The sequence below is a fragment of the Amycolatopsis sp. YIM 10 genome (assembly GCF_009429145.1).
Taxonomy (GTDB): Bacteria; Actinomycetota; Actinomycetes; order Mycobacteriales; family Pseudonocardiaceae; genus Amycolatopsis.
Window position 1 is genome coordinate 353,591 of sequence record NZ_CP045480.1, and the last position, 25,103, is coordinate 378,693.

Genomic DNA, 25,103 nt, shown 5'->3' on the forward strand with positions numbered 1-25,103 from the left:
GCGCCCAGTTGGTGATCCCCTAACCCCCTAATGGGTGAGTGGGTGACCCCTCGTTCGGATGAGGGGGATCGCCGCGTGTGATCCCCGATGACCGTTCGGTCTCGAGTCCATAACGTCAGTTCCGGCACGTGGGCCGGTTTTCGCCTTCGTGCCTGGACGCTTTCCCGCCTATGAGGAGTTCCCCCTTGTCTCACCAGGACGTGACCCTGCACGACTTCGTGCTCAACCTGCTGACCGACGACGCTGCCCGGTCCGCCTTCGCCGCCGACCCCACCGCCGTGCTGAGCGACGCCGGCCTGGGTGACGTCACCGCGCAGGACGTGCAGGAGGTGCTGCCGCTGGTCGCCGACCAGGCCGGCCTGCCGACCACCGACCTGCTCGGCGCGCTGCCGACCGACGGGGCCGGGGACGTCGTGCAGACCCTCGAGTTCTTCGCCCACCAGGTGACCGGCCAGGTCGCCCCGGTGCTGGGTGACTTCGCCTCGGCCACCCAGTCCCAGGACGGCGCCTTCGCCAACAGCTTCGGCTTCGCCAACGAGCTCCTCACCGGCGGCAGCGCCATCGCCGCCGACGGCACCGAGTTCGCCGCCAGCCAGGGCGTGGGCACCGCCCTCGGCGACCTGGGCCTGGCCACCGCCGGTGGCTCCGAGGGTCTGGCCGGCAGCCTCGGCTTCGGCAACGACAGCCTCGCCGCCCAGGGTGCGACCGCGGTCGGCCTGGACGGCCTCGCCGCCAGCGGTGGCGTCGGCACCGACGCCGTCGGTGCGGGCCTGGCCGCGGCCGGTGGCCTCGACGGTGTCTCCGCCAGCACCGGCCTCGGCGCCGGCGTGGTCGGTGGCGACGCCGCGCTCGCCGCCAGCACCCAGGGTGCGGGCGTCGAGGGTGGCCTGGACACCCCGCTCGGCGAGTTCGGCGTGGGCATCGGCGCGGACCTGACCGGTGGCGACCCGACCGAGGCGCTGAACGTTTCGGTCGACTCCCCGCTGGGCTCGTTCGGCCTGGACGACGTCACCTCGGCCCTGCCGGTCAACCTGGACGACGTCACCTCGGCGCTGCCGACCGACCTCCCGGCCCAGCTGCCCGCGGCGGACTCCGCCCTGGGCTCGTTCGGCCTCGACAGCCTCGGCGGCCTGACCTCGGCGCTGCCGGTGGACCTGCCGACCGACCTGTCGGCGCTGCCCACGGAGCTGCCCTCCGAGCTGCCCGTCGACCTCCCGGTGGCCAACGAGCTGCCCGCGGTCGGCGAGATCACCGACACCGTCGGCGACGTGACCGGCACCGTGACCGGTGCGGTGCAGGACAGCCCGGTCGGCGGCCTGGTCGACAGCACCCCGGTGGGCGACCTGGCCCCGCAGGTGGGCAACCTGCCGGTGGTCGGCGACCTCACCGACGGCCTCGGCCTCTAAGCAACACCCTCCTCGACGCGCCAAAAGAAGGCGGGCACCGGGACGCCGGTGCCCGCCTTCGGCTATTTGCCGTCGTTTTCCCGCTCACCGCGGGTGCGGTGCTCGTTGTACCCCCAGTCGGTGTTGTCGGTGAGCATCTGCTGGTCACGCCAGCGCTCGCTCCAGGTGGGCAGCCGCACGGCCCGCGTGCCGCCGCGCCCCCGGTCCCGGATCGACTGCACCAGTGCGATGCCCATGAGCAGGACAAAAACGGCGCCGATGGTGATCAGTACCCACATACCAGGTCCCCCTCGCTGGTAACCGTTGTGTTTACGTCTTCCCTCGTTCACCCGTCTGGGTAAGGATGCCTCCCGTACTTCCGAACGAGAGGAATGCGGGTGACCTCGCTCCGACGCAGACGAACCGTGGCGGCCACCACCGCCGGTGCGGTGGCCGTCTCCCTTGCCGTCACGCTCGCCCCCGCCGCGCTGGCCGTGCCCAGCCCGGACGCGGTGATTGCCGAAGTCTACGGGGGTGGCGGTAACTCCGGAGCCACGCTGACCTCGGACTTCATCGAGCTGGCCACCGCGTCGACCGCGGTTCCGCTGGACGGCTGGAGCGTGCAGTACCTGCCTGCCTCGGCGAACCCGTCCAGCCAGTGGCAGGTCACCCCGCTGGGTGGCAGCCTCCAGCCGGGCGGCCGGTACCTGGTCGCCGAGGCCAGCGGTGCCGGGGGCACGACGCCGCTGCCCGCCGCCGACGCGACCGGCACCATCGCGATGGCCGCCACCGCGGGCACCGTGGCGCTGGTCAACAGCACCGAGCGGCTGACCTGCCGCACGGTCGCCGACTGCGCGGCCGACTCACGCGTCCGCGACCTCGTCGGGTACGGCTCGGCCGTGGTCCGCGAGGGCACCGCCGCCGCGGCGACCGCGAACGGGACTTCCTCGGCGCGCGCGACGCTCAACGACACCGACAACAACTCGGCCGACTTCGCCACCGGCGAGCCGACCCCGGTGAACAGCAAGGGCGAGACCCCCGGCGGCTCGGACCCCGGCACGCCCGCGCGGATCCACCAGATCCAGGGCACCACACGCCTTTCGCCGTTCGACGGCAAGAAGGTCAGCGACGTCACCGGCGTGGTGACCGCGTTGCGCACCTTCGGCAGCGCCCGCGGTTTCTGGCTGACCGACCCCGACCCGGACGACGACCCGCGCACCAGCGAAGGCCTCTTCGTCTTCACCGGCAGCACCACGCCCGCGGTCAAGGTGGGTGACGCGGTGAGCGCGGCGGGCACGGTCAAGGAGTTCTACCCGGACAACCCGGCCAGCTCGAACCACCAGTCGCTGACCGAGCTGACCAGTGCACAGTGGACGGTCACGTCGAGCGGCAACGCGCTGCCCGCGCCGACGGTCGCCGGTCCGGACACCGTGCCGGACGCGCTGGTCGCGCAGCCGGGCGGTTCCATCGAGGGCCTCGACCTGGACCCCGCCAAGTACTCGCTGGACTTCTGGGAAGCACACGAGAGCGAGATCGTGCAGGTCTCGGACGCGCGGATCGTCGGGCGCAGCACCCAGTACAACGAGCTGTACGTGACCACCAAGCCCCAGGAGAACGCGACCGCCCGCGGTGGCAGCGCCTACCTCGGCTACGACCGGCCGAACACCGGCGTGCTCAAGATCGAGTCGCTGATCCCGTTCGCGGAGCGGCCGTTCCCGCGGGCCAACACCGGTGACGTGCTTACCGGGCTGACCGCCGGGCCGGTGGAGTACGACAGCTTCGGCGGGTACACGCTGTTCGCCACCGCGCTCGGTGAGGTCAAGGACAACGGCCTGGTCCGCGAAACCACGCGCAAGCAGCGCACCGGTGAGCTGGCGGTGGCCACCTACAACGTGGAGAACCTGTCCGCGGCCGACGAGCAGTCGAAGTTCGACGCGCTGGCCGACGGTGTCGTGACGCACCTGGCGTCGCCGGACGTGGTGACCCTGGAGGAGATCCAGGACAACAACGGTGCCGAGGCCGAGGGTGACGGCGTGGTCGCCGCCGACCAGACGCTCAAGCGGTTCACCGACGCCATCGCGGCGAAGGGCGGCCCGCGCTACGAGTGGCGCCAGATCGACCCGCAGGACGTTCGCGACGGTGGTGAGCCGGGCGGCAACATCCGCGTCGGCTTCCTGTTCAACCCGGCTCGCGTGTCCTTTGTGGACCGGCCTGGCGGCGACGCGACCACTCCGGTCGGCGTGGAGAAGGAGCGCGGCAAGGCCAAGCTGACCGTGTCGCCCGGACGCGTCGACCCGGCCAACGCGGCCTGGGCGAACAGCCGCAAGCCGCTCGCCGGTGAGTTCGTCTTCCAGGGGCGCAAGGTTTTTGTGGTGGCCAACCACTTCGCCTCCAAGGGCGGTGACCAGCCGACCCACGGCCGGTACCAGCCGCCGGCGCGCGGTTCGGAGACCCAGCGGCTCCAGCAGGCGGAGGTGCTGCGCGGGTTCGTCGACCAGTTGCTGGCCGCGGACCGCAACGCGAACGTGGTGGTCGCGGGCGACCTGAACGACTTCCCGTTCTCAGCGTCGGTGCGGAAGCTGACCTCGGGTGGTGCGCTCGAGGCGCTGATCGACACGCTGCCGGAGAACGAGCGGTACAGCTACGTGTTCGAGGGCAACTCGCAGGTGCTGGACCACATCCTGGCCTCGCGGGCACCGCGCGGCGTCGACTACGACGTGGTGCACATCAACGCCGAGTTCGCCGAGCAGGCCAGCGATCACGACCCGCAGGTGGTCAGGTTCCGGCCGGGCAGCGGAAACGCCGTGCAGGACGGCATCTTCGACCTGCTCGACTGGCTCGAGCAGATCCTCGCGAAGAAGCCAGGCGTTTAGGCAGTGTCTATAAGCGGCGGAGCCGCTTGCTGTGGGCCGTCAGCTGGCACCGCAGCGGGTTCTCAGGGGTCTTCTCGCGAGGACAGCTTCACCGTGGTGAATCGGTTATTCATGAGGTGGAGCTCCCGGAGCGAGAAGGCGGCTGAGGTTCCGCCACCCGCACCGCCACGCAAACACTTCAAACACTCACTAGCGGGCGCGCCAGCTTAGCTTCAGGATGGCCTGCACCAAGTCCTGGTACGCGGCGCGGACCTCTTCCAGATAGCGGTCGAGGTACGCGCCGCGGGCCGAGGGGCTCGGTTCCGGTGGGAGGCCGACCTCCAGCCACGAAAGCCGCGAGACGTTGTCATCGGCCATGCGCCACCAGCGGTTGACGCGTTCGATGGTCTGCGCCTCGCGTTCCTTCGCGGCGGCGACCGCCTCGTGCGCGTCGGCCAGTACGCGCTCCAGTTCGTCCGCCCTGGCCAGTTCCCAGGTGCGGAGGTTCTCCTCCGCGCCCCTGGCCAGGCCGATGATCTCCTTGTACCGCATGGCGGCGGTTCCGGTCATGCGCTCACCTGCTCCGGATCGGGGTGGAAGAACGGGATCAGCACTTCGGGACTGGCGTGCGTGGTGCGGTCGAAGAACAACGCGCGCCCCGGTCGCGGTGACCAGTGCACCACCTGCCCGGCGCAGAACGGGCTCAGCTCGCTGCCCTGCACGTCCAGCGCCGCCCAGGCGCCGATGTCGTCGGTGCCGGTGAAGCCGAGCGTGTCCTTCAGCCTGGCGATCGCCCGCCACCAGCCGATCGTGTGGAAACCCGCGCCCGGTCCCTGCTTCAACAGCACCCGGAAGTGGTCCAGCCCGCTCTTGAGCACACCGGGGGCCTTCGCCTCCAGCGCGGGCAGCGCCGCTTCGGCGCCGAACAGCAGCAGGATGCGCTGCTTGTCCACCGAGGACAGTCCTTCGGCGAGTTCGGTCAGCTTCGCGGGCAGGTCGGGCCCGGCGACCGGGGTCACCTCGTGCCCAAGGCCCGCCAGCTTCTTGGTCATCTCCTCGACCGCGGGCTCGACGCGCTCGACCAGGTTGCACACCACGAACTCGACCGAGCCGGTCGAGTACTGCTGGGCCAGCGACCGGGCACAGGAGTCCATGATGGACAGTGCTTCCCTGATCGCCGTGCCGAGCACCGCGAAGTTCCGGCCAGGGGTCGGGGAAAGCTCCACGCCGTGCGCCGCGTTCTGCACGTCGATGGTCTGCCCGACGAGCGTGCGCGGACGGGTGTTCGGCCGGAGGTCCTTGAACGCCTGGTTCTCCTCCAGCAGTGGGGAGATCGCACCGTCGAACAGCCGGGGCTCGGCCGTGCCGCTGGCGTAGCGCTCCCACAGCCGGCGCTGGAGCGTCGGGAAAACGTCCTTTGTGGACGCGTTGGGCACGTGCGCCAGCTGGTTTCCGTGGGAGACACCGGAATCGTGGTTGATCACCGCGTGCCAACGGGGCGCGGAGACGGCCGCCTCGTTGGTCTCGGCCAGCACCCGGCGCGCCTTCGGCATGGCGATGCGCAGCGTGCACTGCTCGAAGATGGCCGGCTTGCCCCAGAACGCCTCGATCCCGGCCACGTCCTGGCTGGCCAGCACCAGGTGGATGCCCTGCGACCGGCCGCGCCGCGCGATGTCCTCCAGCAGCGAGGTCGCCTGCGCGGTCACCGTGTCGCGCCCGGCGAACAGGTACTGGAACTCGTCGATCACCGCGACGATCCGCGGCCAGTGCCCGTTCGGATCCTGTTCCCGCAGGTCGGCGAGGTTGGTCACCTCATGGTCCTTGGCCGCGGCCGAACGGAGGCGCAGCTCGTCGGCGAGGAAGCGCAGCAGGGCCAGGCCGAACTCGCGGTCGGTGTTGACGTTCACCCCGACCAGCCGGGCGTGCGGCAGCCAGCTGGAGTCCTTGCGGCCGGGCGCGAGCCCGGCGAAGGACACGCCCTCCTTGAAGTCCAGCAGGTACAACGCCAGCTCGTCGGGGGAGTACCGCGCGGCGAGGCTGCCGAGCAACGCGTAGAGGAAGTTGGTCTTACCGGATCCGCTGGGCCCGCCGATCAGCGCGTGCGGGCTGGCGTCACCGATCACCACCTCGATCGGGTCACCCTCGTAGAAGCCGATCGGGGCACGCAGTTCGTGCGCCGAACGCTCCTGGCCCAGCTCACCGGGCAGCAGGTCGGCGAACGAGCGCGGCCCGCCCTGCTTCTGGATCAGCGCTTCGGCGAGCCGGGTCGCGGCCATGCTCACCTGGCCGGACGGCAGCGGCGGGTCCAGGGTGACCACCAGCTCGGAGCCGGTCATGCTGGTGATCGCCTTGCGCTCCTCCGATTTCAGGCTGATGCCCTCGACCGAACCGCCGAGCGTGGTCGGCACGTCCACCAGGATCAGCGAGATCCCGGCCGACAGCGCGCCGCTGGCCACGCGGCGCAGGTCGCGCAGCCGCTCGGGCTGCAACTCCTCGCCGTTGCCGAACAGCACCGCGATCCGCCACGGCTCCGTCCGCTTGCCGGTGGCCAGGCGCATCGCGCGCAACGAGGTGTACCCGCCCTGCATGGTCTGCGCGTGGATGCGGCGGATGTGCCCGGCCAGCTCGTCGAGCAGGTCCTGCAGGCGGGTCGGGTCGCAGACGTTGAGCGCGCCGGTCCGGCTGAGCGGGTACAGGTTCGGCAGCACCGCGGTGAGCTGGCCGACGTCCCACAGGTGCACCCGCACCGCGCCCGGTTCGAAGGTGGACAGCACCCGCATCAGCAGGTTCTCCACCAGCGCGTCCACCGTCGCCCTCGTCCTCGGTGCGGAGGTGATGGACAGGTGCGACTCGTCGAGCAGCGGCACCGCCACGTCGAAGGTCTGCGCCACGCCGGTGGTTTTGCTGTCCACTGTGGACGTGCCGATCCGCCACAGCTCGGGCACCGAGGTACCCGGATTGGTGCCGACGCGGCCGAGCCAGTGGCCGGGCGGCTGCCCGGCCGGGCCCGGTGCCGCGGCGGCGACCAGTTCGCGGATGGTATTCGGCCCCTCGGCCCAGTCGTTGTAGAACTGCCCGCGCACGGTCTGCAGCCAGTTGACCACCTCGGCCATGCCCGGCTGACGCGCGCGCTCGGCGATCGCCTCGTCGGCGCCCGCCCGCTCGATGCCGGCGCGCACGATCATCCGCTCCAGCTCGAGCTTGGCCAGGTCGGCCTCGGCGGTCTCCCGTGCGCTCGCCGCGGCGCCCAGCGCCAGTCCGAGGTGACGGCGGAGCTGATCCAGTGCCGCCGTCACGCGTCCGCGTTGCTCGCTGCGCTTGTTCATTTCCGCCTCACGACTACGACTACAGCATGGCCAGATAGGTACCCAGCGCCTCGTCGGCCCCGGCGATCCGGGATTTGTGCGTGTCCAGCTGGTCCACCGCCTGCGCGAGCTGCGGTGGAACCCACGGATCGGCCTGCGCCTGCGGGTCGACGATCGCGCGACGGGCCTCGGCGAGCAGTTCGCCCGCCCGGTCGAGGTGGGCCACCGCGACCTCCGCGGCGGCCCGCACCGCCGTCAGCCGTTCGTGGAGTTCGGAAACGGACATCGTCAGAGGCGGGCCGAGTAGGAATCGGCGGCGGAAATGGCCGCCTGGATGGTGCTCTGCGTGCCGGTGATGCCCTGCAGTGCCTCGGCGAACATGCCGTGGGCCTGCCCGACCTCCGGCTGGGTGCTGCCCGAGGTCGCCTGCGCCAGCGAGAGCTGGGCTTCTTCGAGTGCCTGGGCGGCTTGCTGGAGCGCGGCGACGCTGGCGTTCGCCTTCTCCTTGGAAAGCGCGATTCCCGCGCGGATCTCATCCACTCCGGGCATGAGGCTGCGGACTCCTTGAGAAATCGGGGTCGGTGCGTGGTCGTGTCCGGTCTTCGGCGAGTGTGCCCGGCCGCGACCCGGAACGGTTCAAGCCCCGGACGAGGTGCCGTCCGGGGCCGGTAGACGGCGGAAACACTAGTGGTAGTGCGCTCGAAGCCCGGACCGAACCCCCGGCAAGATCGTCCGGCTGACAGTATTAGCGTCGGCGCCTTTCGCGCCCGGGATGGGGAGCACGCGGCCGCGCGGGATCGTGGCCTCATCGGCGGACTCCAACGATTGGCAGCACTAGTTTCAATGCAGTATGCGTGCCGGGAGGTGGCACGGAGAATCCAGCGAACGGGTTGGCCGTGCTCACACGCAGCGAGGTCCCCGGCACGCTGCTCGCCGGGGACCTCGCTGGTTGGCGGAGGATACGGGATTCGAACCCGTGAGGGCTTTTACACCCAACACGATTTCCAATCGTGCGCCTTAGGCCGCTCGGCCAATCCTCCGCCGAGAAGGCTACAGGACCCCCGCGCGGTGCCCGGTTGCGGGGTCTGAGCTGGGCGAACACCGGTTCAGCTCGCCGGGCAGCCTGCCAGGTCTCTGCTGGTGTCGCTGCCGTTCACCCGCAGCGCGCCCCACAGCCCGGTGGTCACCGTGGTGCAGCTGAGCTGGCTGAGCGCGGCCTCCGGCAACGCCGACAGCGGTACCGGCAGGAACACCTCGAGCTGACCGCTGAAGGCCACTTTCGCACCCGGCGGCACCTGCGTGTACAGACCGCGTTTCTGCTCGTCCGGGGTCGGCCCGCCGACCAGCGCGCTCAGCACGCTTTCCGGACTGGCCAGTCCCGGTGTCGACCGGGTGATCGGGTAGATACGTCCGTCCAGCAGGAAATAAAGGGTCATTTCCGCCTGGTTCCGGTACGGGAACGCGGGGCCGGGGCCGGCCGGGATGGGGCCGTCGGTCGGCCGCACCCCGCACGCCGTGAGCAGGCACAACAGCAGGACCGCCAGTGCGCGCCTCATCGCGGCACCGCCAGGAACCGGGGCAGGAACAGGGTGAACCGGGCGCCGCCGTCCGGCCGGTTCTCCGCCTGGATGCCACCGCCGTGCATGCGCGCGTTCTCCAGCGCGATGGCCAGGCCGAGCCCGCTGCCGTCGGACCGCGCGCGGGCGCTGTCGGCCTTGTAGAAGCGCTCGAACACGTGCGGCAGCACGGCCGGATCGATGCCGGGACCGTGATCGCTGACCTCCACCGACACCATCGTGTCGTTCGCCCGTAGTTTCACCTCGACCGGGGGACCACCGTGACGCAGCGCGTTTCCGACCAGGTTCGCCACGATCACGTCCAGCCGTCGCCGGTCCACCCTGGTGCTCACCCCCTCGGGCAGGTCCAGCACCAGTTCGGGGCCTTCGCGCCAGCCACGCGCGGCCATGCTGTCGGTGATCGCGGTGGCCAGGTCCCAGTCGTCGAGCTGCAGGTCCGCGCGGTTGGTGTCGAACCGGGAGATCTCGATCAGGTCCTGCACCAGGCGCGCGAGCTTGCGGGTCTCCGCCGAGACCAGGCGCGCGGCGACGGCGGTGTCCGGCGGCAGCTGCCCGGCGTCCTCGTCGAGCACCCCGGTCACCGCGCTCATCGCGGTCAGCGGGGTGCGCAGCTCGTGCGAGACGTCGGCGACGAACCGGCGGGCCGCGGCCTCCATCTCCCGCAGCTCACCGACGGTCCGGTCCAGCGCGACCGCGGTTTCGTTGAAGGTGGCCACCAGTTCGGCCAGCTCGTCGGAGCCGCGGACGCGCAACCGGGTGTCCAGCTTGCCCTCGGCGAGTCGCCGCGCGGCCAGGTTGAGCTGGCGGACCGGCCGCAGCACCCCGCGGGCGGCGAGCAGCGCCAGCCCGGCGGCCAGCGGGAACACCAGCGCGACGGTCAGCCAGGCCCACTGCGCCAGCTCCTCGATCGCGGTCTGCTCGTCGCCGAGCGACATCGACGCGTACACCTCGATGCCGGTCGGCACGGTCACCCCGGTCGCGTCCGGGCCGAGCACGGGCATGCCGACGTAGAACATCGGCGTCCCGTTGTAATCCACCCGCTGGAACTGGATGCGCTCGCCGGAGTCGACCGCCGAGCGCAGCGCCCCGGGCACCGAGGTGATCGGCAGCCCCTGGCCGGCCGAGGTGCGGCCCTGGTAGACCACCACCGCGACGCCGTCGATCCGCTGCGCGAGCGTGTCCAGGTCGGCCTGTCCCGGTGGTACGGACAACTGGGGGAGGGTGTCGATCACCCGCTGCTTGACCTCGTTCATGAAGTCGTCCTGCGCGGTGGTGAGCATGGTGTTGCGGGCCGAAACGTAGCTGGCGCCGCTGGCCGCGGCCGCGCCCAGCACGGTGGCCAGCGCGAAGGCGGCCAGCAGCCGCGGCCGCAGTCCGGACAGCCACTGCCACGGGCGGTTCCGGTTCATGGGCGGGCGAAGCGGTACCCGAAGCCGCGCACGGTCTCCACGTGGCGAGGGCTCGCCGGCACGTCCTCGATCTTCGACCGCAGCCGCTGCACGCAGGCGTCCACCAGCCGCGAGTCGCCGAGGTAGTCGTGCTCCCAGACCGCTTCGAGGATCTGCTGGCGGCTGAGCACGCGCCCCGGCGTGCGGGACAGCTCGAGCAGCAGCTTCAGCTCGGTCGGGGTCAGCTGCACGGGCTCGCCGCGCAGGGTGACCACCAGGCCGGTGCGGTCGATCACCAGGTCACCGTAGCGCTCGATGTCGCTCTGCTGCTCGCTGACCGCGCGCCGCAGCACAGCTCGGATGCGTGCGTCCAGCACACGGGGTTCGACCGGTTTGACCACGTAGTCGTCGGCACCGGCTTCGAGCCCGGCCACCACGTCGAAGTCGTGGCTGCGCGCGGTGAGCATGATGATCGGCGTCTCGCCGCCCGCGCGGATCCGGCGGCAGGTCTCGAAACCGTCGATCCCGGGCAGCATCAGGTCCAGCACCACGATGTCGGGCCGGTGCTCGCGCAGCCGGTCGAGCCCGCGCTCGCCGGATTCGGCGGCGTGCACGACGTGCCCCTGGCGGCGCAGGGCCAGCCCGAGGCCCTCGCGCACGGCGTCGTCGTCCTCCACCAGTAACACCATGGCCACCCGGTCATTAAACCGACGGCCCGCCGGGCCCGCGATCCGTGCCCGGCTTTGTGGCAAAACCATGACATTACCCGGACGAGACCGCGAAACGACGCGGTGAACATGGGATTCATGCAGGTCAGTCTGGTTCTGGAAAGCGCGGCAGGCTCGGCTGGAGCGCCCGCGGAGAAGGTGCACGCCTATCCGGCGCGGCACGGCAGACGACGTCGCCGGATCGCCGCCGCACCACTGGCCGGCGCGCTGGGCTGCGTGCTCGCGTTCGCCTACACCTACTGGTTCTTCGTGCTCACCCCGTCCGGGCAGCGGATCGAGAACACCACGCTGCTCGCCGGTCGTCCGTCCACAACGGACTCGATCGCCGGGTTGCTGCGCGACGTGGACTTCGTCCCGCTGCTCGGGGTGACCGCGGTGGTGCTGCCGCTGCTCGCGCTGGCCAGGCGCCGGTACGCGCTCGCCGGTGGCGCGCTGGTCACCCTGCTCGGTTCGCTGGCGGCCGCGCAGTTCCTCAAGCTCTCCGTGCTGCCCCGGCCGGAACTCGGCGAAAGCGACGGCGCGCCGGGGCACAACAGTTTCCCGAGCGGGCACGTCACCGCCGCGATCGCCGTGCTGTTGTCCACCATGCTGGTGCTGCCGCGCCGGTTCCGGCTCTGGGCGGCGGTTCCCGGCGCGCTGGGCGTTGCCTGGGTGGCCGCGTCCACCGTGGTGCTCGGCTGGCACCGGCTCAGCGACACGCTCGGCGCGGTGTTCCTGGTCAGCGCGTTGTGCTGCCTGGCCATCGCGTTCCGCGGCAGTCAGCGCGCGGCCTCGTTCGGCGCGCAGGTCACCGCGTTGCTGGTGCCGGTGCTGGTGGCCGGGATCGGTTACCTGGCCACCACGGCGGGCGCCGAGGGCGGCGGCGGGGTGCTGGTGATGGCGGTGGTGCTGGCCGCGGTCTCGTCGGTGGTGATGGTGACGCTGGTGACCTGGCTGATGCTCGGGGACGGGAAGGACAAGGGGCGGCACCGGGTCCAACGGCCCTAGTGGGTCCGCGTGCTTCCCGGCACCGTGTCGCCATGGGGGAACTTTCGGCGGTGAGGACGGGTGGGAAGGCGATGCTCGACTCGTTCGGCCAGGAAGTGCTCAACCGGGCACAGTCGCTGGAACTGCTGGGCAGCACCGGACTGGGCCGGGTGGTGTTCACCGATCGCGGCATGCCCGCGGTGCAGCCGGTCCGGTTCGCGCTCGACGAGCACGCGCTGCGGTTCGGCGTGCCGGTGGGGAGCGTGCTGGCGGCCGCCGCCCGCGGGAACGTGCTGGCCTTCGAGGCCGATTCGCTCACCCCGGAACTGGACGCCGGGTGGTGGGTCACCGTGCTCGGGCACGCGAACACGGACGACGTGACGGCCGGCGAGTGCCTGGTGCGGATGTCCCTCGAAGTGGTGACCGGCCGCCGGGTGCGCGTGGGCCAGTAACGAACAGTCCGCCGAAGTCGACCATTCTGGCGGAAGATCCCTCTGCCGAACGGGACCGGTGCGCACCCAGTGAACGACCCGGGCGCCCAGCGCATGCTGGACGCGGTCATCAGCATCGCCCACGGCGCGACCGTGCCCGAGATCCTGGACCGGGTGGCGGGCGCCGCGTGCGCGCTGACCGGTGCGCCCGAAGGCGTGGTGCTGCGCGCGGGCGCGGCCCCGCCGGAAGCGACGGACGCACTGGTGGTGCCGATCGAGGTGCGCGGGGAGCGCTTCGGCGAGGTCCGGCTGACCGGCAAGCAGTTCACCGAATCCGACGCCGAGCTGGTGCGCACACTGCTCACCGCGGCGGGCGGGTCGATCGGCAACGCGGCCCTGTTCGAGCAGTCCGAGCAACGCGAACGCTGGCTGCGCGCCTCGCACGACGTGACCTCGGCCCTGCTCGCCGGTGAGGACCCCGAGGCCACGCTGCGGTTGATCGCCGAGCGGGCGCGGCTGGTCGCCGGGGCCACCGCGGGCGGCATCGCGCGACCGACCGACGAAACCGCCACGGTGCTGGAATTCGCGGTGGTCGAACCACCGGGACCGGACGCCGACCGGCTGACCGGGCTGACCGTGCCCGCCGACGGCACCGCGACCGGCATGGCCTTCACCACCGGGGAGCCGGTGGTGGTGCGCCGCTACGGCGACCACGTGACCGCGCAGCAGGCGGGTACCGGGGTGGATCTGCCGCAGGTGGTCGGCGACCTGGACTCCGCGGTGGCCGTGCCGCTGCGGGTCGGTGACGAGACGCTGGGTGTGCTGGTGGTGGCGAAGCTGCGTGACGAGGTGCCGTTCACCGACACCGAGGTCCGGCTCGCGCTGACCTTCGGCGCGCACGCCGCGCTGGCCATGGAGTTCGCCAGGGCCGAGCAGGACCGGCAGCGCCTCGCCGTGCTGGAGGACCGCGACCGCATCGCGCGCGACCTGCACGACCTGGTGGTGCAGCGGCTGTTCGCGATCGCGCTCGGGCTGGAGTCGACCGGGTTGCTGCTCGACGAGCCGAGGGTGGCCGAGCGGCTGCGGCGGTTCGTCGACGACCTCGACGCCACCATCACCGAGGTCCGGAACAGCATCTTCGCCCTGCAGCAACCCGCCGAGGGCCTGCGCTCGCGGATCGCGCGTGCCTGCGCCGAGGCGGCGCCGAGCCTCGGTTTCGAGCCGCGCGTCGGCTTCACCGGCGCGGTGGACGCCGCGGTGCCGTCGGCGGTGGAGACGGACCTGTTCGCCACGTTGCGGGAAGCGCTGTCGAACGTGGCGCGGCACAGCAGGGCGACGAAGGTGTCGGTGACCGTCGCGGTCGACGGGCGCGGCGACGGCTTGCGGTTGACCGTGGCGGACAACGGGATCGGCATACCCGCCCAGCCCACCCGGCGCAGCGGACTGGAGAACCTGGCCGCGCGTGCCGCGCGCTGGCACGGCACCAGCGCTGTACAGGGCGAACCCGATCGTGGTACCACGCTGGACTGGGTGATCCGCCTACCGGAGGTCCGATGACGGTCTCGGTGTTCCTGTTGGACGACCACGAGCTGGTGCGCACGGGGTTGCGCACGGTCCTGGAGGCCAGCGGTGATCTGCTGGTCTGCGGGGAGGCGGCCACCGCCGCCGAGGCGCTGGCCCGGATTCCGATGGCCCGGCCGGACGTGGCGATCCTCGACGTGCGCCTGCCCGACGGCGAGGGCATTTCGGTGTGCCGCGAGATCCGGGCCGCGATCGAGCCGCCACCCGCCTGCTTGATGCTGACCTCGTACTCCGACGACGAGGCGCTCTTCGGCGCGATCATGGCCGGGGCGGCGGGGTACATGCTCAAGCAGGTCTCCGGCGGTGACCTGGTCAAAGCGGTGCGCACGGTGGCGGACGGCGGCTCGCTGCTCGACGCGCACCTGACCGCGTCGGTGATGAGCAGGCTGCGCGGGGACGACGGTCCGGCCGACCCCGGGTACGCCCAGCTCAGCCCGCAGGAACTGCGCGTGCTGGACCTGATCGCGGCCGGGCTGACCAACCGCCAGATCGCCGGGCGGCTCGGGCTCGCGGAGAAGACGATCAAGAACTACGTATCGTCGTTGCTGCACAAGCTCGGGTTCGAACGCCGGACGGAGGCCGCGGTGTATGCCACCAAGCGCAGGCGGTCCCATCCCTGACCGCGACACCTACCGCACGATAGCGGCGGCGGGGGTGCACGAGATCGAGGTGCGCCGGTCGCGGTTCCTGTGCGCACTGGCGCCGGTCGATTCGGCGGAGGCCGCGCGCGAGGTGATCGCCGAACGGCGTCGCGCGGAACCGGCGGCCCGGCACCACTGCCACGCGTTCGTGCTCGACCCGGACGGCCGCACGCAGCGCTCCAGTGACGACGGCGAACCGGCGGGCACCGCGGGCACCCCGATGCTGGAGGTGCTGCGGCGGCGCGAGCTGACCGACACCGTGGCCGTGGTGAGCCGCCACTTCGGCGGGGTACTGCTCGGTGCGGGTGGGCTGATCCGGGCGTACGGGCAGGCGGTCGCCGACGCGATCGACGCCATCGGCACGGTCGAACGACGGCTCCTGTGCCTGCTGCTGGTGAGCGTGGACTACGGCCGCGCCGGGCGGGTCGAAGGCGAACTGCACGCCTCGAAGTACCGGGTCATCGGCACGCACTACGACGACGCCGCCCGCTTCGAGATCGGCGTCCGGCCTGATCAGGTGCCCGATTTCCGGGCCTGGCTGGCGGATCTGACCGGTGGCACCGCGGCGGTGTCGGAGACCGGGCGGTACTGGGTCTGAGAAAAACCCCGCGATCCGGTGTATCTGGCGGGGATTCGCGCGCCTCCTTGATTCCGTGGTGCTCGCGGTAGGGCCTTTGGACCCTGAGCGGTGCGGGGCATGGGGCCCTGGCCGGTCAGCCGCGGACATTGAAAGCTGGGAGCGATCCTCGGCTAGCAGGGGAGAGCGCCGATGAGAAAAGTGATCCAGGTCGAAGACATACCCATGTACCTGCGCACGCTCGCCGTGCTCGCGGTACTGCTCACCGCTTCGGTGCAGGCGCCTTCGGGATGGCGCTCAACCGGGGGACCTGTGGCGGTTGTGGTCGTTCCGGCCCATTCCGCGGGGGTGCTCGGCGAGCAGAGCGGGCCGGAGTCCGAGCGGACCGGCAACCCGCTGGGCCGCTCCGTCGCGCACTGACCACCGAGGCTGGCTTAATGCGGCACAACGCCCCGGGAACTCCATCGGTCGCCGACCGGGTGCTGGACGTGCTCGACGCGTTCAGCACGGAGCGCCCCGAACTGACCCTGTCCGAGCTGAGCAGGCGCACCGGCCTGCCGTTGTCCACCACCCACCGCATCGTCGGGGGACTGGTCCGGCGTGGTGCGCTCGAGCGAGCCGAATCCGGGCGATACCGGGTCGGCCTGTGGTTGTGGGAGGTGGCCTCGCTGGCGCCGCACGGCCTCGGCCTGCGCGACACCGCGATGCCCTTTCTCGAGGACCTGCACGAGGCCACCCGGCAGAACGTGCAGCTGGCCGTGCTGGACGCACCCGACGTGGTGTACCTGGAGCGGCTCTCCGGGCACAGCCCGATGCCGTCGCGAGCGGGCGGGCGGTTGCCCGCGCACGCCACCGGCGTCGGACTGGCGCTGCTCGCGCACGCGCCGGCCGGGGTCGCGGAGCGGGTGCTCGCGCGGCCGATGAAGCGGTTCACCGACAAGACGATCGCGTCGCCGGAACGGCTGCGGCGAGTACTCGCCGACGTCCGCCGCGAGGGCATCGCGATCAGCGACGGCCAGATCGAACTGGTGGGGCTCTCCGTTGCCGCACCCGTGTTCGGCGCCGAGGACACCGCGGTCGCGGCGATCTCGGTGGCGGTCCCGGCGACCGGGACCGATCCGCGCACGCTGGTGCCTGCGGTGCGAGCGGCGGCCCGGGGCATCTCCCGCACCCTGGGCGCGCCGCGCGCCAAGCGAGCCGGCCTGGTGGTCGGCGGCCGGGGCTGACACCGGCCGAACTGGTCAACCCAGGGTTGACGATGGCGACATCGTCAACTTATGGTTGACGCTATGACCAACCCAGTGAAGCTCGACGAGCTGATCGAGTCCATCAAGAACCAGCACCCCGAAGCCGACCCGCTGCAGCACCTGTCCGACGCCGTGCTCGCCGCCGACCACCTCGGTGAAGTGGCCGACCACCTGATCGGCCACTTCGTCGACCAGGCAAGGCGGTCCGGCGCGTCGTGGACCGAGATCGGGCGCAGCATGGGCGTGAGCAAGCAGGCCGTGCAGAAGCGCTTCGTGCCCAAGGAGAACGACGGCCAGCCGCTGGCCGAGCTGATGCAGACCTTCACCCGGTACACCGATCGCGCGCGGCAGGCGGTGGTCGGGGCGCAGCAGGTCGCGCTCGCCGCCGGGAACGCGCGGATCGAGCCGGAGCACCTGCTGGCCGCGCTGATCAGCGATCCGGAGAACCTGGCCACCCGGACCGTGGTGGCGCTCGGCGGCTCGCCCGACGAAATGCGGGCGAAGCTGGTCGAGGGCTTCGAGCCCGCGATGGAAACCCCGCCCACGCAGGCCACGATCAGCGCGCGTGGCAAGAAGCTGTTCGAGTTGACCGCGCGGGAGGCGCTGCGACTCGGGCACAACTACATCGGTGCCGAACACTTCCTGTTGAGCCTGCTGGAACTCGGGGACGGCGGAGTGGCCGAAGTGCTGGCCGACGCGGGGATCACCAAGGAGAGCGCCGAAACCGTGATCAACCAGGCGGTGGCACAGGTGCTGGCCGAGCGGTCCGCCTCCGGTACCTGAGGTCGGCGATCCAGGCGTAGAGGATCGAGGGTGCCGCGATGAGCACCGCGTCACCCCAGGTCGCGGTCACCGTGCTCTGGTCGGGAATGGGGGCCCCGCCCGCCAGCACCATGGTGGCGATGTTGTTGATCGCGTGCAGGCCGATCGCGGCCTCCAGGCCACCGGTGCGCACGGTGAGCCAGCACAGGATCATCGCGAAGACGAACAACTCGGCCAGGATCGGCGCCGACGTGTAGCCGTGCGTGGCGACGAAGGCCACCGAGCTGAGCACCGCGCCCGGCCACGGCGTGCGGAGCCAGGCGCCGAAGGCCTGAAGCAGCCAGCCGCGGAAGACGTACTCCTCGGCGGCCGCCTGGAACGGCACCAGCAGCAGGGTGAGCGCCACGATCGAGAGGTAGGCGGGCAGGCCGGGCCAGCCCGTGCCGTCCCAGCCGGCGCCGAGCAGCAGGTCGACCACGGTCGCCGCGGCGAAGGCGGCCACCGCCCAGCCGGTGCACTCGGCCAGCCATCGCCACCGCAGCCGACCGTCCACACTGGACACTGTGCCGGGCCCGCGGTGTTCGCCGAAGCGGGCGGCGGCGAACACGGCGGGCAGCGTGACCGCGATCGCGCCGAAGCTCAGCACCATTTCCCAGCGCTGGTCGGTGCTCTCCGAGATCGCCGCGGTGAACACGGAAAACGTTGCCAGCAAAGCGAATCCGACCGCGACGAGGACCGCGGCGCCGAGCAGCGGCCGCCACCAGCGATAGGCGGGGCCGCGGGTCTGCAGGTGGTAGCTCACCCGTTGAATCTAATTGGCGCGAAGCGCTCCGTTGAGGGTGGTGGCGGGAGACGGGTGGGACTGGTCGACACCCGATAGTGCAAACGGGACGCTCACGCAAGGTTCCTTTGGTCAGTCTGTCGAGTGAATAGGAACTTTCGAAGGGTGTTAATGATTTACCAACATTGCTTACGCTGCGTCCCATCCCCCACGGGAGGCAAGGGGGCAGGGAGAAGGAGATGCGGATGAAGGTACGTGCTCTGGTCGTCGGCCTGCTCACCGGCGTGGGCGCCGCCGTGGCCGCGGTGGCTGGTGCGGCGCCGGCCGGCGCCGACGTCACCCCGTTCATCGTCGGCGGCAACGACGCCGACCAGGAGTACTCGTGGATGGTCTCGCTCCAGGAGGGCGGCAACCACTTCTGCGGTGGCTCGCTGATCTCCCCGGAGTGGGTGCTGACCGCGGCGCACTGCGTGCAGGGCTCCTCGGCCGACTCGATCAGCGCGCGGATCGGCAGCAACGACCGCACCACCGGCGGTGAAGAAGCACAGGCCGCCGAGGTCATCGTGCACCCGGACTACACCGGCACCGGTGCCGGTGGTGACATCGCGCTGGTCAAGCTGTCCGCGCCGGCCAAGTCGGCGCCGGTCTCGCTGGGCACCACCACCGACGCGGGCACCAAGACCCGCCTGCTCGGCTGGGGCCAGACCTGCCCCGAGCGCGGTGGCTGTGACGCCCCGATCAAGCTGCAGCAGCTGGACACGCAGGTGGTCGAGGCCGACAAGTGCACCGGCATCGACGGCAGCCTCGAGCTGTGCACCGACAACCCGGGTGGCGACGCGGGTGCCTGCTACGGCGACTCGGGCGGCCCGCAGGTCGTCGAGGCGGGCGGCAAGTTCGAGCTGATCGGCGTCACCAGCCGCACCGGCAACGGCGACCCGACCTGCGCCACCGGCCCGTCGATCTACACCTCGGCCCCGGCGTACTCGGACTGGATCTCGCAGAACGTCGGCTGACGCCGGTAACAGCACAACAAGTGGGGCGTCGCCTTCGGGCGGCGCCCCACTTGTTGTGTGCGGTCTACGCGGGCTTTTCCGGCCGGGTGTCGGTGGCCCATTCGGTGTGGAACGAACCCTCCCGGTCGACACGGCGGTAGGTGTGCGCGCCGAAGTAGTCCCGCTGGCCCTGGATCAGCGCCGCCGGGAGGCGTTCCGCGCGCAGTCCGTCGTAGTAGGCCAGCGAAGTGGCGAAGCCCGGCGCCGGAATGCCCAGGCTGGCAGCGGTGGAAACCACCGAGCGCCAGGCGTCCTGCGCGTCCTCGACGGCCTTGCGGAACAGGCCCGCGGTGAGCAGCGTCGGCAGCTCGGTCTCCGCGGCGTACGCGGACCGGATGTCGTCGAGGAACTTCGCGCGGATGATGCAGCCGTCACGCCAGATGGTGGCGACCTGACCCAGGTCGATGTCCCAGCCGTACTCGGTGCTCCCGGCCTGGATCTGGTTGAAGCCCTGTGCGTAGGCGACCACTTTGGACGCGTACAGCGCCTGCTCCACGTCGTCGGCGAACTTCTCCGCCGCCGAACCGGTCAGTTTCGTGCGCGTGGGCCCGGCCAGCCCGCGGGCGGCGGCACGCAGCCCGGCGTGCCCGGACAGCGAACGCGCGAAGGTCGCCTCGGCGATCCCGCTGATCGGCACCCCGAGGTCGAGGCCGATCTGCACGGTCCAGCGCCCGGTGCCCTTCTGCTCGGCCTGGTCGGCGACCACGTCCACGAACGGCTTGCCGGTGGCCGCGTCGGTGTGCGCGAGCACCTGCGCGGTGATTTCGATGAGGTAGGAGTCGAGCCGCCCGGTGTTCCAGGTGCGGAAGACCTCGGCGATCTGGGCCGGTTCGTAACCGGCGGCGCCGCGCAGCAGGTCGAACGACTCGGCGATCAGCTGCATGTCGGCGTACTCGATGCCGTTGTGCACCATCTTCACGAAGTGCCCGGCACCGTCCGGCCCGATGTGCGCGCAGCACGGCGTGCCGTCGACCTTCGCGGAGATGTCCTCCAGCAGCGGGCCCAGCGATTCGTAGGACTCCGGCGAACCGCCCGGCATGATGCTCGGGCCGTGCAGCGCGCCCTCCTCACCGCCGGAGACGCCGGTGCCGACGAAGTGCAGCCCGCGCTCGCGCAGCTCGGCCTCGCGGCGGCGCGTGTCGGCGAAGTGCGCGTTGCCCGCGTCCACGATCACGTCGCCCTTTTCCAGCAGCGGGGCGAACTCCTCGATGACCGCGTCGGTCGGCGCTCCCGCCTTCACCATGATCACCACCTGGCGCGGGCGCTCCAGCGAGTCGACGAACTCCCGCGCCGAGTACGCCGGGATGAACTCGCCCTCCGAGCCGAACTGCTCGACCAGGTCACGCGTGCGCTGCTCGGAGCGGTTGTGCAGGGCAACCGTGTGCCCGTGCCGGGCCAGGTTCCGGGCCAGGTTGCGGCCCATCACCGCCAGCCCGGTGACCCCGATGCTCGCCTTCTTGCTCATGTGCCGCCTTCCGTATGGGACCTGCTCCGCAGATTAGTCGCGTACTCCGGTTACGGGCGAGTCACCGAACCCGTCCGCTGCGGCCAGTCGATTTCCGCTGCGTGAGAGGGTAATGTCAGAGCGTCATCGCGCGATTAATTCGAAACGTCTGTGTGGGGTGCCGTGGGATCGGCCGGTCGGTCTGGGGGTAGTTGATGGCGAGCACCATCACCTCCCGCCGCAAGCAGCTGGGCAACGAACTCCGCCACGCGCGCAACGCGGCGCGGATGACGCAACAGGCGGTGGCCGACGTGCTCGGCTGCACCCAGGGCAAGGTCAACAAGATCGAGTCGGGCGCGGTCGGCGTCAAGCTCGGTGACGTGCGCGCGATGCTGGACGCCTTCGGCATCGTCGGCGACGAGGCCGAGACCCTGATGAACCTGGCGCGTGCCGCGGCCGGGCAGCGCGGGCACTGGTCCGGCTACCGGTCGGTGGTGCCGCACTGGTTCCGCACCTTCACCGACCTCGAACCGGCCGCCGCGGAGATCCTCACCTGGCACGGCGAGCGCATTCCCGGTCCGCTGCAGTCCGAGCACTACATGCTCAAGCAGTTCACCGAGGCCGGCGCCACCGACGTGACCTCGCTGGTGCGCAACCGGCTCGACCGCAAGGCCGTGTTCGACCAGCAGCAGCCGCCGTACTACCGGTTCATCCTCAGCGAGGCCGCGCTGCGCCGGGCCCCCGGCGGGCATTCGCCGGGGGTGATGCTGGACCAGGTGGAGCACCTGCTCGAACTGGAGAAGCGCGCCCGCGTCTACCTGCACGTGCTGCCGTTCGAGGCCAGGCTCGCCTCGGTGCCCAACGACTTCACCATCATGCGTTTTCCGGACCGCACCAGGGATTTTGTCTACATCGAGCACTCCGCGGGCGGGCTCTACCTGGACGACGTCAAGGATTTCCAGCTCTTCGTCGACTCGTGGGACAGGCTGCGCGGGGCGGCGCTGGAGCACCAGGACACCCGGCAGTTCTTCAAGGAACTGGCCGAGCACTACCGGGCACAGCTGGCGAAGGACAGCGCTGCCAAGAGTTGAGGCTCCGGGGATAAGCTGCCTTGATGACCGCACAGGGGGTAGCCACGCGATGACCGACAACGAAGAGCCCGCCTTCGCGCCGCAGGGCATCGATCTCGAGCGGCCGAACGCCGCCCGCATCTACGACTGGTTCCTCGGCGGCACCGCGAACTGGGCGATCGACCGCGAGTTCGGCGAGAAGGCGCTCAAGGCCGTGCCGCACGGCAGGCTCAACGCCCACGTGAACCGCGAGTTCCTCGGCCGCGCGGTGACCTACGCGGTGCGCAACGGCATCACCCAGTTCCTCGACCTCGGTTCCGGGGTGCCGACCGTGGGCAACGTGCACCAGGTGGCCGACAAGCTCGACTCGAACAGCCGCTGCGTCTACGTGGACAACGAACCGGTCGCCGTGGCGCACAGCAAGATCCTGCTGGAGGAGAACGGCGATCCGAGCAGGCACGCGGTGGTCAACGGCGACCTGCGCGACGTGGACCGCGTGTGGCAGGAGGCTTTCGCCACCGGTGTGCTCGACCCGGCGAAGCCGATCGGCCTGCTGATGGTGGCGGTGCTGCACTTCGTCTCGCCGGAGGACGGCGGGGAAGCCGCCGTCGCGCGTTATCGCGAGCTGCTGCCGCCGGGATCGCTGCTGATCATGTCACACGGCACGACCGACGGGGTGCCGCCCGAGCATCTGGTTCAGCTCCAGTCCGTCCACGAGCAGTACAAGCAGTCCAGCACCCCCGTCACCCTGCGCACCCGTGCCGAGTTCAGCGCGCTTTTCGGCGACTTCGACCTGGTGGAACCGGGTGTGGTCTGGCTTCCGGAGTGGCGTCTTGACGAGGCGGAATCCGAGGCTACCGCCGAGGTCGCGGATAATCCGCCAGCGTCCTTCATGCTCGGCGGGGTCGCCAGGAAGGGCTGAGTCCGGCTCCTCGTGCCGCTCGGTCGGGGCCAGCAGGCGCACGGTCATGGTTCAGCTCCTCCCGTTCCCGACGCGGATGTGGTCGATGTTGTCCGTTCGATCCGAAAAAGCGTCCACCCCTGTGTCCTCCCCTGAGGATCTGCCTGGCCGATCGGGTTCGCCGTGCGGCGATATCCTGACCGTGCCCCCCATCCCGCTAGGAATAATCCTACTCCTAGATTAATCTTGCTGTCGAGCGATCGACGGGTGATCACCCGGGTGGCCCCACCCACAGGGCGGTTTTCTCACGGAGGGTCGCCATGAGCAGGTCCACCTGGGCCGGGCGTGGTGGGCGCCGGACACATGCATGGAGGTAGGTCAGATGGCGGATTATCCCCGGGTCACCGATTACGACCCGGGCACGGCCGTGGCGCGGTTCGAGGCCTCGGCCTGGGAGAAGTCCTTCGCCAGCGAGCCCAACGGGGGCAACTGCGTGGAGGTCAACCTCGGCGTGCCCGGCCTGGTCGGGGTGCGCGACACCAAGCTCACCGAGAGTCCGGTCTTCGTTTTCGACGCCGGTGAATGGAACGCCTTCGTGACCGCGGTGAAGGCAGGTCAGTTCGATCTGCGGTGAAATCCCGCCGGGAGAGCCGCGCATTCTCAGCCCGTGGAAGAGCGTGCGCTAATTCACAGATCTGGTCAGAGAATTTTCACGACCTGCTGAATTGTCTCTCCCGGCGGTGGGGTGGGTCAGCTCGTCAGGCGTGCCCGGGTGCGGCGCCAGGCGACCGCGAGAAAGCCGATCAGGCCGACCAGCGGCAGCACGCTGATCGACCAGCTCAGCGCCATCGGCGGGCCGGGTTGCTCGAGCACCGGCAGCTTGCTCAGCTCACCCTCCCCGCGCCCGGCCGGGCCGTCGATGACGAACCGGAACTTCCAGTCCCCCTGGCTGTTCAGCGCCCTGATGTCCAGGCCCCACACGTCCAGCTTGCGCGGGTGCCTGGTCAGCGGGTTCTCCCGGCCTTCACGGCCGAGCTCCGGATTGGTGGTGGCGAACACGCCGGACTTGTCCGCGATGCCGCCGTCCGGGATGAAGGTGAAGTCCAGCGACTGCATGGCCTTCAGCGGCCAGGTGCTGAAGCCGACGGTCAGCCCGTACGGCCCGGCCTGCACCCGTTCGGTGTGCACGATGTTCACCGGCTCGTAGGCCGAGGCCAGCGGCGCCGAGGCCACCAGCAGTCCGATGGTGGCCAGCACCGTGAGCAGCTTGCGCATCACACCGCCTCCTTCTCGCGAGCGGGGGCCAGCAGCCGCAGCATTCCGCCGAAGCGCCAGCCGAGGAATCCGCCGAGCAGGCCGAACGCGGCCCCCGCTCCGGCGGTGGCGAGGACCAGCCCGGTGGTGGGCTGGCTCACGCCTTCGTAGAGCCAGGCGTCCTGGAACGGCTGCGCGCCGGCGATCACGAACCCCGCGAGGGCACCGGCGAGCGCACCGGCCCAGCGCGGGGTCGAACCGCGCCTGCTGCTCGCCCACAGCGCCAGTTCCGCCAGCAGGGCCGCGCCGACCAGGCACATCGGCATCAGCGCGGGCATCGAGGCCAGGTCGTCCACGTTGTCGCGCAGCGGCAGGCCGACCGCCGACGCGTAGGCGTGCGCGGCCCACGGCGAGAACCACCACGAGAACGCCTGCCAGGCGCTGAGCAGCGCCGCCGCGCCGAGCGCGCCGCCCGGCCTGCCGAGGAACCCGCGCGCCACCAGGATCAGCATCACCGACAGGAAGGTCATGCCGATGGTCACCGCGCTCACGCCGGTGTCCACATCGGACAGACCCAGCACGGTGACCGAGCTGAACGAGAGCAGTACCGCGGTGCTGGCCAGCGTGCCGAACACGCCCCAGCGGTCCGCCCGCGCGGCGGCGAAAACCATCACCGTGCCGACCATGGTCAGCATCACCGACAGCAGCAGCCCGATGTGCGGCGGCGAGTCGATCACCGCGTCGAAGCCGTACAGGCTGTGCCACCACAGGTCCCACAGGCCGTACAGCAGGAACAGCGCGCCCCCGGTGCCCGCGACCAGGTAACCCACCGGCGCCGCGAACGTCTTGCCGAACACCCCGACCGCCTGCCCGCCGACCGCCTGGTCCACCGGCCGTCCCGCACGCTGCGCCGCCGTGGTGGACAGCACCACCACCAGGCTGATCAGCCCGGCGATCGCGCTGCCGGTGTAGAGGAACAGGTGCGGCATGGTGAAGAAGGTGTCCGGGCCGACGTCGTCGTGCCACTCCACGTCCCAGGTCAGCCCGACCAGGGTGATCAGCGTGCCGGTCAGCAGACCGGTGGCCGGTAACCAGGCCTTGGTGCCCGCCCTGGCCCCGGCGGCTGTCGTACTGGACAGCGATGCCGTGAGATCCATCGTT

At 70.7% G+C, this 25,103-nt stretch carries 26 protein-coding genes and 1 tRNA gene; 14 read left to right on the forward strand and 13 right to left on the reverse strand.

Annotated elements, in window-relative coordinates; genetic code table 11:
* Positions 1 to 185 precede the first annotated feature (185 nt).
* Positions 186 to 1,406, forward strand: a complete 1,221-nt coding sequence (locus tag YIM_RS01755) for an IniB N-terminal domain-containing protein (RefSeq protein ID WP_153028667.1) — start codon at positions 186 to 188, stop codon at positions 1,404 to 1,406.
* A 62-nt stretch (positions 1,407 to 1,468) separates the two neighbouring features.
* Here the strand turns inward: YIM_RS01755 and YIM_RS01760 are convergent, their stop codons facing one another.
* Entirely contained in the window at positions 1,469 to 1,684 is a 216-nt protein-coding gene (locus YIM_RS01760; protein ID WP_153028668.1) for a hypothetical protein, read from the reverse strand.
* Positions 1,685 to 1,777: 93 nt separating this feature from the next.
* Between YIM_RS01760 and YIM_RS01765 the strand changes: the two genes are divergently transcribed.
* Entirely contained in the window at positions 1,778 to 4,258 is a 2,481-nt protein-coding gene (locus tag YIM_RS01765) for an endonuclease/exonuclease/phosphatase family protein (protein WP_153028669.1), read from the forward strand.
* A 189-nt stretch (positions 4,259 to 4,447) separates the two neighbouring features.
* On the opposite strand, the gene YIM_RS01770 is transcribed toward YIM_RS01765, so the two are convergent.
* The 8 genes from YIM_RS01770 to YIM_RS01805 all read right to left on the reverse strand — a co-directional run bounded on the left by YIM_RS01770 (position 4,448) and on the right by YIM_RS01805 (position 11,202).
* On the reverse strand, positions 4,448 to 4,807 hold the full coding sequence (locus YIM_RS01770; protein WP_153028670.1) for a hypothetical protein: 360 nt from the start codon (positions 4,805 to 4,807) through the stop codon (positions 4,448 to 4,450).
* Positions 4,804 to 7,563, reverse strand: coding sequence for an FtsK/SpoIIIE domain-containing protein (locus YIM_RS01775; protein ID WP_153028671.1), 2,760 nt, complete (start codon positions 7,561 to 7,563; stop codon positions 4,804 to 4,806). Before YIM_RS01775 ends, YIM_RS01770 begins: the two co-directional genes overlap by 4 nt.
* Before the next feature lie 19 nt (positions 7,564 to 7,582).
* Positions 7,583 to 7,828 (reverse strand): hypothetical protein, encoded by a 246-nt coding sequence (locus tag YIM_RS01780; RefSeq protein ID WP_153028672.1) that lies wholly within the window; start codon positions 7,826 to 7,828, stop codon positions 7,583 to 7,585.
* Positions 7,829 to 7,830: 2 nt separating this feature from the next.
* Positions 7,831 to 8,091: a hypothetical protein gene (locus YIM_RS01785; protein ID WP_153028673.1), complete on the reverse strand. Its 261-nt coding sequence runs from the start codon at positions 8,089 to 8,091 to the stop codon at positions 7,831 to 7,833.
* A gap of 401 nt (positions 8,092 to 8,492) precedes the next feature.
* Positions 8,493 to 8,582, reverse strand: a tRNA-Ser gene (locus tag YIM_RS01790).
* A 66-nt stretch (positions 8,583 to 8,648) separates the two neighbouring features.
* Positions 8,649 to 9,098 (reverse strand): hypothetical protein, encoded by a 450-nt coding sequence (locus YIM_RS01795; RefSeq protein ID WP_153028674.1) that lies wholly within the window; start codon positions 9,096 to 9,098, stop codon positions 8,649 to 8,651.
* Positions 9,095 to 10,528 carry a HAMP domain-containing sensor histidine kinase gene (locus YIM_RS01800; protein WP_153028675.1) on the reverse strand — a complete coding sequence of 478 codons (1,434 nt, stop codon included), beginning with the start codon at positions 10,526 to 10,528 and terminating at the stop codon, positions 9,095 to 9,097. The genes YIM_RS01795 and YIM_RS01800 overlap by 4 nt, the downstream gene beginning before the upstream one ends.
* On the reverse strand, positions 10,525 to 11,202 hold the full coding sequence (locus YIM_RS01805) for a response regulator transcription factor (protein WP_153028676.1): 678 nt from the start codon (positions 11,200 to 11,202) through the stop codon (positions 10,525 to 10,527). The genes YIM_RS01800 and YIM_RS01805 overlap by 4 nt, the downstream gene beginning before the upstream one ends.
* A gap of 111 nt (positions 11,203 to 11,313) precedes the next feature.
* Between YIM_RS01805 and YIM_RS01810 the strand changes: the two genes are divergently transcribed.
* From YIM_RS01810 to YIM_RS01845, 8 genes are all read left to right on the forward strand, one after another.
* Complete coding sequence (locus YIM_RS01810) at positions 11,314 to 12,222, forward strand: phosphatase PAP2 family protein (RefSeq protein ID WP_194240011.1); 909 nt, start codon at positions 11,314 to 11,316, stop codon at positions 12,220 to 12,222.
* A 32-nt stretch (positions 12,223 to 12,254) separates the two neighbouring features.
* Positions 12,255 to 12,653: a pyridoxamine 5'-phosphate oxidase family protein gene (locus YIM_RS01815; RefSeq protein WP_228004497.1), complete on the forward strand. Its 399-nt coding sequence runs from the start codon at positions 12,255 to 12,257 to the stop codon at positions 12,651 to 12,653.
* 93 nt (positions 12,654 to 12,746) lie between these two features.
* Positions 12,747 to 14,189: a GAF domain-containing protein gene (locus YIM_RS01820; protein WP_153036717.1), complete on the forward strand. Its 1,443-nt coding sequence runs from the start codon at positions 12,747 to 12,749 to the stop codon at positions 14,187 to 14,189.
* Complete coding sequence (locus tag YIM_RS01825) at positions 14,186 to 14,833, forward strand: response regulator transcription factor (RefSeq protein ID WP_153028678.1); 648 nt, start codon at positions 14,186 to 14,188, stop codon at positions 14,831 to 14,833. Before YIM_RS01820 ends, YIM_RS01825 begins: the two co-directional genes overlap by 4 nt.
* Positions 14,802 to 15,452 (forward strand): YigZ family protein, encoded by a 651-nt coding sequence (locus YIM_RS01830; RefSeq protein WP_153028679.1) that lies wholly within the window; start codon positions 14,802 to 14,804, stop codon positions 15,450 to 15,452. Before YIM_RS01825 ends, YIM_RS01830 begins: the two co-directional genes overlap by 32 nt.
* A 171-nt stretch (positions 15,453 to 15,623) precedes the next feature.
* Complete coding sequence (locus YIM_RS01835; protein WP_153028680.1) at positions 15,624 to 15,851, forward strand: hypothetical protein; 228 nt, start codon at positions 15,624 to 15,626, stop codon at positions 15,849 to 15,851.
* Between the two features lie 17 nt (positions 15,852 to 15,868).
* On the forward strand, positions 15,869 to 16,657 hold the full coding sequence (locus YIM_RS01840) for an IclR family transcriptional regulator (RefSeq protein WP_153028681.1): 789 nt from the start codon (positions 15,869 to 15,871) through the stop codon (positions 16,655 to 16,657).
* Between the two features lie 63 nt (positions 16,658 to 16,720).
* The gene (locus YIM_RS01845; protein WP_153028682.1) at positions 16,721 to 17,461 is read left to right on the forward strand and encodes a Clp protease N-terminal domain-containing protein; all 741 of its coding nucleotides are present in this window, start codon (positions 16,721 to 16,723) and stop codon (positions 17,459 to 17,461) included.
* On the opposite strand, the gene YIM_RS01850 is transcribed toward YIM_RS01845, so the two are convergent.
* On the reverse strand, positions 17,409 to 18,242 hold the full coding sequence (locus YIM_RS01850; RefSeq protein ID WP_153028683.1) for a CPBP family intramembrane glutamic endopeptidase: 834 nt from the start codon (positions 18,240 to 18,242) through the stop codon (positions 17,409 to 17,411). The genes YIM_RS01845 and YIM_RS01850 overlap by 53 nt on opposite strands.
* 224 nt (positions 18,243 to 18,466) lie before the next feature.
* Between YIM_RS01850 and YIM_RS01855 the strand changes: the two genes are divergently transcribed.
* Positions 18,467 to 19,234 (forward strand): trypsin-like serine protease, encoded by a 768-nt coding sequence (locus YIM_RS01855; RefSeq protein ID WP_153028684.1) that lies wholly within the window; start codon positions 18,467 to 18,469, stop codon positions 19,232 to 19,234.
* A gap of 64 nt (positions 19,235 to 19,298) precedes the next feature.
* On the opposite strand, the gene gndA is transcribed toward YIM_RS01855, so the two are convergent.
* Positions 19,299 to 20,738, reverse strand: a complete 1,440-nt coding sequence (gene gndA / locus YIM_RS01860; protein ID WP_153028685.1) for an NADP-dependent phosphogluconate dehydrogenase — start codon at positions 20,736 to 20,738, stop codon at positions 19,299 to 19,301.
* Between the two features lie 194 nt (positions 20,739 to 20,932).
* Between gndA and YIM_RS01865 the strand changes: the two genes are divergently transcribed.
* The 3 genes from YIM_RS01865 (at position 20,933) to YIM_RS01875 (ending at position 23,322) form a co-directional block, all read left to right on the forward strand.
* Entirely contained in the window at positions 20,933 to 21,808 is an 876-nt protein-coding gene (locus YIM_RS01865; RefSeq protein WP_153028686.1) for a helix-turn-helix transcriptional regulator, read from the forward strand.
* 49 nt (positions 21,809 to 21,857) lie between these two features.
* Complete coding sequence (locus YIM_RS01870; RefSeq protein ID WP_153028687.1) at positions 21,858 to 22,709, forward strand: SAM-dependent methyltransferase; 852 nt, start codon at positions 21,858 to 21,860, stop codon at positions 22,707 to 22,709.
* A gap of 361 nt (positions 22,710 to 23,070) precedes the next feature.
* Positions 23,071 to 23,322: a DUF397 domain-containing protein gene (locus YIM_RS01875; protein WP_153028688.1), complete on the forward strand. Its 252-nt coding sequence runs from the start codon at positions 23,071 to 23,073 to the stop codon at positions 23,320 to 23,322.
* Between the two features lie 116 nt (positions 23,323 to 23,438).
* Here YIM_RS01875 and YIM_RS01880 read toward each other — a convergent pair whose 3' ends face one another.
* Both YIM_RS01880 and YIM_RS01885 read right to left on the reverse strand, forming a co-directional pair.
* Complete coding sequence (locus tag YIM_RS01880; protein WP_153028689.1) at positions 23,439 to 23,963, reverse strand: hypothetical protein; 525 nt, start codon at positions 23,961 to 23,963, stop codon at positions 23,439 to 23,441.
* Entirely contained in the window at positions 23,963 to 25,099 is a 1,137-nt protein-coding gene (locus YIM_RS01885) for a hypothetical protein (protein ID WP_153028690.1), read from the reverse strand. Before YIM_RS01885 ends, YIM_RS01880 begins: the two co-directional genes overlap by 1 nt.
* Positions 25,100 to 25,103 lie beyond the last annotated feature (4 nt).

Coding starts and splice junctions, on each gene's coding strand:
- gndA (WP_153028685.1), bottom strand. CDS start 20,738: ATGAGCAAGAAGGCGAGCATCGGGGTCACCGGGCTGGCGGTGATGGGC.
- YIM_RS01810 (WP_194240011.1), top strand. CDS start 11,314: ATGCAGGTCAGTCTGGTTCTGGAAAGCGCGGCAGGCTCGGCTGGAGCG.
- YIM_RS01780 (WP_153028672.1), bottom strand. CDS start 7,828: ATGTCCGTTTCCGAACTCCACGAACGGCTGACGGCGGTGCGGGCCGCC.
- YIM_RS01820 (WP_153036717.1), top strand. CDS start 12,747: ATGCTGGACGCGGTCATCAGCATCGCCCACGGCGCGACCGTGCCCGAG.
- YIM_RS01855 (WP_153028684.1), top strand. CDS start 18,467: ATGAAGGTACGTGCTCTGGTCGTCGGCCTGCTCACCGGCGTGGGCGCC.
- YIM_RS01870 (WP_153028687.1), top strand. CDS start 21,858: ATGACCGACAACGAAGAGCCCGCCTTCGCGCCGCAGGGCATCGATCTC.
- YIM_RS01830 (WP_153028679.1), top strand. CDS start 14,802: ATGCCACCAAGCGCAGGCGGTCCCATCCCTGACCGCGACACCTACCGC.
- YIM_RS01825 (WP_153028678.1), top strand. CDS start 14,186: ATGACGGTCTCGGTGTTCCTGTTGGACGACCACGAGCTGGTGCGCACG.
- YIM_RS01760 (WP_153028668.1), bottom strand. CDS start 1,684: ATGTGGGTACTGATCACCATCGGCGCCGTTTTTGTCCTGCTCATGGGC.
- YIM_RS01845 (WP_153028682.1), top strand. CDS start 16,721: ATGACCAACCCAGTGAAGCTCGACGAGCTGATCGAGTCCATCAAGAAC.
- YIM_RS01865 (WP_153028686.1), top strand. CDS start 20,933: ATGGCGAGCACCATCACCTCCCGCCGCAAGCAGCTGGGCAACGAACTC.
- YIM_RS01775 (WP_153028671.1), bottom strand. CDS start 7,563: ATGAACAAGCGCAGCGAGCAACGCGGACGCGTGACGGCGGCACTGGAT.
- YIM_RS01770 (WP_153028670.1), bottom strand. CDS start 4,807: ATGACCGGAACCGCCGCCATGCGGTACAAGGAGATCATCGGCCTGGCC.
- YIM_RS01835 (WP_153028680.1), top strand. CDS start 15,624: ATGAGAAAAGTGATCCAGGTCGAAGACATACCCATGTACCTGCGCACG.
- YIM_RS01800 (WP_153028675.1), bottom strand. CDS start 10,528: ATGAACCGGAACCGCCCGTGGCAGTGGCTGTCCGGACTGCGGCCGCGG.
- YIM_RS01840 (WP_153028681.1), top strand. CDS start 15,869: ATGCGGCACAACGCCCCGGGAACTCCATCGGTCGCCGACCGGGTGCTG.
- YIM_RS01785 (WP_153028673.1), bottom strand. CDS start 8,091: ATGCCCGGAGTGGATGAGATCCGCGCGGGAATCGCGCTTTCCAAGGAG.
- YIM_RS01880 (WP_153028689.1), bottom strand. CDS start 23,963: ATGCGCAAGCTGCTCACGGTGCTGGCCACCATCGGACTGCTGGTGGCC.
- YIM_RS01765 (WP_153028669.1), top strand. CDS start 1,778: ATGCGGGTGACCTCGCTCCGACGCAGACGAACCGTGGCGGCCACCACC.
- YIM_RS01885 (WP_153028690.1), bottom strand. CDS start 25,099: ATGGATCTCACGGCATCGCTGTCCAGTACGACAGCCGCCGGGGCCAGG.
- YIM_RS01795 (WP_153028674.1), bottom strand. CDS start 9,098: ATGAGGCGCGCACTGGCGGTCCTGCTGTTGTGCCTGCTCACGGCGTGC.
- YIM_RS01875 (WP_153028688.1), top strand. CDS start 23,071: ATGGCGGATTATCCCCGGGTCACCGATTACGACCCGGGCACGGCCGTG.
- YIM_RS01815 (WP_228004497.1), top strand. CDS start 12,255: ATGGGGGAACTTTCGGCGGTGAGGACGGGTGGGAAGGCGATGCTCGAC.